The sequence below is a fragment of the Bacillus sanguinis genome, assembly GCF_018332475.1.
Lineage (GTDB): Bacteria > Bacillota > Bacilli > Bacillales > Bacillaceae_G > Bacillus_A > Bacillus_A sanguinis.
The window spans coordinates 1-5558 of sequence record NZ_BOQB01000339.1; the positions used below are offsets into that span (position 1 = coordinate 1).

The 5558-nt window shown below is 34.8% G+C and carries 5 protein-coding genes and 1 pseudogene; 4 read left to right on the forward strand and 2 right to left on the reverse strand.

Annotation, left to right across the window (positions count from 1 at the left end; all coding sequences use genetic code 11):
• Window positions 1-93 precede the first annotated feature (93 nt).
• From KI369_RS25360 to adhP, 4 genes are all read left to right on the forward strand, one after another.
• Window positions 94-1212, forward strand: a complete 1119-nt coding sequence (locus tag KI369_RS25360) for a GAF domain-containing sensor histidine kinase (protein WP_483297920.1) — start codon at window positions 94-96, stop codon at window positions 1210-1212.
• A 14-nt stretch (window positions 1213-1226) separates the two neighbouring features.
• Entirely contained in the window at window positions 1227-1874 is a 648-nt protein-coding gene (locus tag KI369_RS25365) for a response regulator (RefSeq protein ID WP_212958088.1), read from the forward strand.
• Between the two features lie 192 nt (window positions 1875-2066).
• Window positions 2067-2921 carry a MurR/RpiR family transcriptional regulator gene (locus KI369_RS25370; protein WP_212958090.1) on the forward strand — a complete coding sequence of 285 codons (855 nt, stop codon included), beginning with the start codon at window positions 2067-2069 and terminating at the stop codon, window positions 2919-2921.
• Between the two features lie 354 nt (window positions 2922-3275).
• Window positions 3276-4313 (forward strand): alcohol dehydrogenase AdhP, encoded by a 1038-nt coding sequence (gene adhP, locus KI369_RS25375; protein WP_002012687.1) that lies wholly within the window; start codon window positions 3276-3278, stop codon window positions 4311-4313.
• A gap of 130 nt (window positions 4314-4443) precedes the next feature.
• On the opposite strand, the gene KI369_RS25380 is transcribed toward adhP, so the two are convergent.
• Window positions 4444-5463, reverse strand: a complete 1020-nt coding sequence (locus KI369_RS25380) for an ABC transporter permease (protein WP_212958093.1) — start codon at window positions 5461-5463, stop codon at window positions 4444-4446.
• Window positions 5460-5558 (reverse strand): annotated as a pseudogene (locus tag KI369_RS29945) (ABC transporter permease subunit); the annotation flags it as partial. The pseudogene KI369_RS29945 and the gene KI369_RS25380, both read right to left, overlap by 4 nt.

Sequence of the window (5558 nt, forward strand, 5' to 3'; positions counted from 1 at the left end):
TTGATTTAAAGAAAGAGCTGAAGAAATTCAGTTCTTTCTTTATTTGTATATTTTAGAAATTTCTTAATGTTATAATGATAGTTGGTGATGAAAATGAATTTTGAAGAAAAAGAGATGCATCGTTTAAAAGCATTAAAAGCGATTGCTGAATTATTAAATGAAGCAACAGACTTACAAGACATGTTAGAAAAAGTGTTACATACATTGTTACAAGTTATGAATTTACAAACAGGGTGGATATTCTTTATCGATCAAAGTGGAAAGCACCGTATGCTTGTAGACCAAAATTTACCTCCAGCTCTTATGTGGAAAGAAAAGAAGCCGATGTGTGAAGGAGACTGTTGGTGTGTAGAGCGTTTTGTGAATGGGAGATTAGAAAAAGCAACAAATATTATTGAATGTAAGCGAATAGAGGATGCGATTGAATGTAATTGGGGAGAGACCGAAGATGTTACGCATCATGCGACAATTCCCCTTAGGTCTGGATCAGAGAAGTTTGGTCTATTAAATGTGGCCTCTCCTCAAAAAACACATTTTTCAGAGGAAGAGTTAGCATTATTAGAATCAATTGCATTTCAAATAGGAACGACAATACAACGTATTCAGTTAGTAGAGAAAGAACGTAAATATGTAGTGGTAGCTGAAAGAAATCGATTAGCCCGTGATTTACATGATTCAGTAAAACAATTGTTATTTTCTATTATGCTAACAGCAAAAGGTACTCTAAATATGACGCAAGATAGAGACTTGCAAGAAATGTTAAGTTATATTGGAGAGTTATCACAAGAAGCGTTACAAGAGATGACACTTTTAATTTGGCAATTAAGGCCGGAAGGATTAGAGAAAGGTTTAGCGGAAGCAATTAAAAATTACGGAAAGTTGTTAGGGATTCAAGTGGAAGTTCGAATTGATGGAATGATTTCAATTGGAGATGAAATAGAAGAAGTTTTATGGCGTATTAGTCAAGAAGCAATACATAATTGTAAAAAACACGCTTCATGTGAAAAGGTAAATGTTCTTTTAAAAATAGAAAATAACCAGTTATATTTTTACATAGAGGATAACGGAATAGGATTTATACAAAATCACGTAAGAGAGTCAGCGCTTGGTTTAAAAAATATGAAGGAACGTATTCATTTAATGAGGGGATCATTTCAAATAAAAACTGAGCTGAATAAGGGTACAAAAATTGAAATTCAATTGCCAGTTTGAAGGGGAGAAGAAGGTTGAAGATTAAATTACTACTAGTTGAGGATCATCATATCGTTCGAAGAGGACTTGTATTCTTTTTGAAAACGAGAGAAGAATTTGAAATTGTTGGGGAAGCAGAAAATGGCGAAGAGGCATTAACACTCGTCCGAACGGAAAGGCCACATGTAGTATTAATGGATCTATCAATGCCGAAGATGGATGGTATTGAAGCAACAAAACGGATAAAACAATATGATGAAACAATAAAGATACTTATATTAAGTAGTTTTTCAGAGCAAGATTATGTTTTACCAGCACTGGAAGCTGGAGCAGATGGTTATCAATTAAAAGAAGTACAGCCTGAGCAACTTGTCGCTTCTATCATTGCAGTACATGAAGGAAATGCGAATTTTCATCCGAAAGTAACACCGGCACTATTAGGACGGTCAGCAGTCAAGAAAGAAAAAGAAAGCCCTTTTTCCATGTTAACGAAAAGAGAGCAAGAAGTACTTCGTGAAATTGCGAAAGGGCGAAGTAATAAGGAAATTGCAGCAGAGCTTCATATTACAGAACAGACTGTGAAAACACACGTTTCAAATGTTTTAGCTAAATTGGAAGTGGATGATCGTACGCAGGCTGCATTATATGCGGTGAAACATGGAAAAAATAATAAATATGAATAATTATGTACTATGTTATGACAGAATACATAGGAGTATTTAAAAATTATCCTGCTATTTGCGGGTTTATAATCAGTGGAAGATGTACAATACATTCACTGATTAAAGTTTCAATTTATAGTAGTGCCAAATAAAGGTTTTTCTTCTTTCGATAATTAGGTACAATAAAACTACGATGGAAGGGGAAGATATGGTATGCCAGGTACAAGAAGTGGGATTGGAAAGATTCAGGCTTCGTTAAACGGTTTATCACCGAAATTGCGAAGTATTGCCGAACATATATTGAAACATCCACAAGATGTTGTACATAAATCTATTACAGAATTAGCTGAAGTTACGAATAGTTCTGAAGCTACGATATTCCGCTTATGTAAGCACCTTGGATTTCAAGGGTTTCAAGATTTAAAGATTACATTAGCTCGTGAAATTGTACATACTCCTATGCAAAATATTCATGAAGAAGTATCTGCAGAAGATAGTATGGTAACTGTTGCTAAAAAAGTTTTTCATTCGCATATTACAGGACTGCAAGATACATTACATTTGTTAAATGATACAGCACTAGAGCAAGCTGTAAAGGTATTGCAAGACGCAAGCCGTATTGAGTTTTATGGAAATGGTGGTTCTGGTATTATTGCGATGGATGCATATCATAAATTTATGAGAACGGGTATTTCTTGTATTGCTCATACAGATTCACATTTTCAAATTATGGGTGCGGGTTTACTTAATAAAGAAGCCGTGGTGATTGCAATTTCCCATTCTGGTAGCAATAAAGGGTTACTGGAAGCGTTAGAGGTAGCGAAAGCAAGGGGAGCTCACATTATTGCAATTACGAGCTATCAGAAATCAGCATTAAGTCAACTTGCAAATATTACTTTATATACTTCAACACGTGAGACGGAATTCCGCACAGAAGCAAGTTCATCAAGATTAGCACAGTTAAGTTTGTTAGATACTTTATACGTTGGGTTATCGTTACAACGCCAAGAAGACACGTTACAAAATTTACAAAGTATACGTGAAACAATTTCGATGAAACGAATATAAAAAGTCCTTCAGATGAAGGGCTTTTTATATTGGTCAGTAGTCTTCTATTAAAAATTGATGATTATAGTTTCTTGTTTTAAAAAATCTGTATTAATGGAGTCTTATATCCCCGCGTAGAGTTCTAATAAACTATATACGTAGATGCAATTTCAGTTTTTCCTTCAAATAAACATTTGGTTAATAATTCAAATATTGTTCAAAATTTAACAATAAGCTTTTAAAATTACATGTTATGATGAACGTGTAATGATGATTGAACATTTAAATTTGGTGCAATAATTGGCCGAAACAGTGCAGGTAGAAATTGTGAGATGAACTCATTAAAATTCTAAAACACTAAAGGGGAAATCACATATGAAAGCAGTAGTAGTAAATAAAAATAGTAAAGCAAATATTGAAGTTATTGAAAAGGAATTACGTCCGTTACACTCAGGTGAAGCGCTAGTAGATGTAGAGTATTGTGGGGTTTGTCATACTGATTTACACGTTGCAAATCATGATTTTGGAAACACAGATGGCCGTATTCTTGGTCATGAGGGTGTAGGTATTGTTACGAAAATTGCTGATGATGTAACTTCACTAAAGATAGGTGACCGTGTAAGTATTGCATGGATGTTCCAATCTTGTGGACGTTGTGAATATTGCGTAACTGGTAGAGAAACATTTTGCCGTGAAGTTAAGAATGCTGGTTATTCAGTAGATGGTGGTATGGCTGAACAATGTATTGTTACAGCTGATTATGCGGTGAAAGTACCAGAAGGATTAGATCCTGCTCAAGCATCATCAATCACATGCGCGGGCGTAACTACATATAAAGCAATAAAAGTATCAGATATTAAACCCGGTCAACCTATCGTCATCTATGGTTGTGGTGGATTAGGTAACCTAGCTATTCAATATGCTAAAAACGTATTTGGTGCAAAGGTAATTGCAGTAGATATTAATGACGATAAATTAGCCTTAGCAAAAGAGGTTGGTGCGGATATGACTATCAATCCAATTTCTCAAGGTCCTGCTGATAAGATTGTGCAAGAGGAGTTTGGTGGTGCTTATGCAGCTGTAGTAACAGCCGTTTCTAAAGTAGCATTCAATTCAGCAGTTGATGCAGTACGTGCTTGTGGTAAAGTCGTTGCAGTCGGTTTACCAGTAGAAACTATGGATTTAAACATTCCACGACTTGTACTAGATGGAATTGAAGTAGTTGGTTCTTTAGTTGGTACTCGTAAGGACTTAGAGGAGGCGTTCATGTTCGGTGCAGAAGGAAAGGTAGTGCCGGTTGTTCAAACTTGTTCTCTAGATAAAGTACAAAATGTATTCGAAGAAATGGAACAAGGTAGAATTCAAGGACGTATGGTAATCGATTTTAAACAGCATAATTGTGATTGTAAATAATTCGTTTTAAATATAAAAAGTATGAGTCTAGCTAAAGATATGTAAAAAAGTTAGACGGCAGAAAAGAGCTGATCCCTGCATTCAACAGGGATCAGCTCTTTTTATATCAATACCGTTTAATGAGAAATGATTAAAGGTTCACTTTATCTGCAAATGAAAAAGAATCTTTACTTTTAACAAACTTTTTATGATCTGGAACGGTTTGAATTGCTACCGCTTGTGAATCTCTTGCTTTCAGTGCATCTTGAATCCCGATTGTCATAAGCTTAATAAATAGAATCGTAATAAAGAATGAAACGAGAGTATAAAAAATAATCCACCATGAAAGATTCATTTCATAACGATTTAACCCAATAAGGCCTGCCCAATCGTTAGATAGAGAAACAGGTTTGAGCACTCCATCATAGAGTTCTCGCATTTGAATCCCGCCAATTACAATGTCAAGCAACGCTAAATGGATAACGAGTATGAGAGTTTGGACGATATGTTCCATAAATAACACAAATAAGCGGTCAAGTAATAAGACTCGTAAGTGTTTTTTGATAATATGAAAGCGGCTAGCTCCCAGTAATTGGGAACTTAAAATGTAATCTTGTTTCATAAATTCATCAACCTCTGAAGATATATATAAAGAAAGTGTAGGCAGAGCGACGAAAATAAGTACGAGCACTTGATAAAACGCAAATGAAATATTTGGATCTAATCTATCAGCATTTGATACGATTACAATATTAACAGGTGTGATGAGTATAAATGCGATAAATAAAGTAGGAATATAGTAAAAAACTTCTGAGCATGCCTGGAAAAACCTCTTGAATTTTGGCGCATATAAACTTAAGAGGATTCCTATACATGTTCCGAATAATATGCGAAAGAAGCTAATTGCCACAGCTAATAAGATAGTGAATTTTGCTCCTTCTATAATTTGTAAGAACACAGACTCTCCAAAACGATCCGATCCAAAAGGCGGTATTAATGATGGTGGAAAGGGAGCCTTTCCAAGCAATTCGTTATTGTCATTGTAAAGTAACTGGGGAGCTTTTGGGATGTTATCTTTAAAGAACCAACTATAAATAAAACTAGCTGAAACAAGTATGAATAAATAAGTAAAGCCGATTAAAAAGCGTTTTGATTTCCAAATAGATTTCATAAAGCTGCTCCTTTCAATTGCTTTTGCCACCTATTCATCATGAAAGAGATTATTTGAAAAATGGCGTAAAACGGTAAGATAATCATGACAAGTAT

Bases quoted from the DNA above. Each gene is read 5' to 3' on its own strand.
- KI369_RS25360 (WP_483297920.1), top strand. From the start codon at position 94: ATGAATTTTGAAGAAAAAGAGATGCATCGTTTAAAAGCATTAAAAGCG.
- KI369_RS25370 (WP_212958090.1), top strand. From the start codon at position 2,067: ATGCCAGGTACAAGAAGTGGGATTGGAAAGATTCAGGCTTCGTTAAAC.
- adhP (WP_002012687.1), top strand. From the start codon at position 3,276: ATGAAAGCAGTAGTAGTAAATAAAAATAGTAAAGCAAATATTGAAGTT.
- KI369_RS25380 (WP_212958093.1), bottom strand. From the start codon at position 5,463: ATGAAATCTATTTGGAAATCAAAACGCTTTTTAATCGGCTTTACTTAT.